The organism is Burkholderia sp. A2 (assembly GCF_001729305.1).
GTDB lineage: Bacteria > Pseudomonadota > Gammaproteobacteria > Burkholderiales > Burkholderiaceae > Burkholderia > Burkholderia sola.
The window spans coordinates 415-1041 of record NZ_LZXX01000029.1 but is presented as its reverse complement, the minus strand read 5'-3'; the positions used below and the strand labels follow the sequence as shown (position 1 = coordinate 1041).

The 627-nt window shown below is 72.2% G+C and carries 2 protein-coding genes; one reads left to right on the top strand and one right to left on the bottom strand.

The window, feature by feature from the left end; all coding sequences use genetic code 11:
- On the top strand, nucleotides 1-183 hold a 183-nt coding region (locus tag A9Z05_RS37445), incomplete at its 5' end, for a LysR substrate-binding domain-containing protein (protein ID WP_256121823.1).
- 25 nt (nucleotides 184-208) lie between these two features.
- On the opposite strand, the gene A9Z05_RS03190 is transcribed toward A9Z05_RS37445, so the two are convergent.
- On the bottom strand, nucleotides 209-627 hold a 419-nt coding region (locus A9Z05_RS03190), incomplete at its 5' end, for a TOBE domain-containing protein (protein ID WP_141723334.1).

Here is a 627-nt window from a genome sequence, read left to right as displayed (position 1 = left end):
GGCATCGCGTGCCTGCCCGAGTTCTTCGTCCACGACGCACTGGCCGACGGCACGCTGCGCACCGTGCTCGACGAACACGTCGAGAGCCGCACGCCGTTCTACGTGCTGTGGCCGTCAGGCCGGCACCCGACGCCGAAGCTGCGCGCGTTCGTCGACTACATGGCCGAGCACCTGCGCCTCTGAGCCGCGCAGGCGCACGTGCCGTGCGTCACGCCGCCTTCGCGTGCACGCTCAGCCGCCGGAACGCCTGCCCGTTTTCGTCGAACAGGTGGCAGTGCTCGGCCTGTGCATGCACGCGCAGCGTGTCGCCGGTGCGGTACGTGTCGAGCGGCGGAATCCGCGCGATCAGCCCGTCCGGCGCGACGGCCGACTCCGCATACAGATACGCGGCGTCACCGAGCGACTCGACGGCCATCGTCCGGGCGGCCACGCCCGGCGCCGCCGCATCGACCAGCAGATGCTCGGGCCGCACGCCGACGGTCACCGCCGCGCCGCGCTGCAGCCCCGCCGCGTCCACCGCGACACGCTGCGTCTCGCCGCTGTCGAAGCGCACGAGCACGCCGCCCGCGTCGGCCGATTCGACCGTGCCCTTCAGGAAGTTCATCTTCGGCGAGCCGATGAAGCCCG